The following is a 413-nucleotide window of genomic DNA, read 5'->3' as shown; positions in this document are numbered from 1 at the left end:
ACTGGTAACACTCCTTTGGTTATCGTAGACTACTTGCAGATATTAGCACCAACCAACGAACGAGCGACAGATAAACAAAACACAGATAAAGCCGTTATGGAATTGAAGCGGATAAGCAGGGATTTTAAAACACCAGTTATAGGTATCTCTAGTTTTAACCGTGACAATTACGAGAAATCAGTAAGCATGCAATCCTTTAAAGAAAGTGGGGCTATAGAATACTCTAGCGATATTCTTATAGGTTTACAGCTAAAAGGTGCAGGGGAAAAAGACTTTGACCCTACAGAAGCGAAGAAAAAAGACCCTAGAGAAATAGAGTTAGTTATCCTCAAAAACAGAAACGGGAATACAGGAGTTAAAGTTCCTTTTGAGTTCTACCCGATGTTTAACTACTTTGTAGAAAATAGCGACCC

General features: G+C 38.5%; 1 protein-coding gene. It reads left to right on the top strand.

All coding sequences use genetic code 11. The features are described from left to right. Nucleotides 1-33: 33 nt before the first annotated feature. The coding region (locus tag AC13HU_RS38240) for a DnaB-like helicase C-terminal domain-containing protein (protein WP_483046590.1) at nucleotides 34-413 on the top strand (380 nt) is incomplete at its 3' end.

Source organism: Streptomyces sp. NH27 (assembly GCF_056859195.1).
This window is presented reverse-complemented; position numbering and strand designations above follow the sequence as displayed.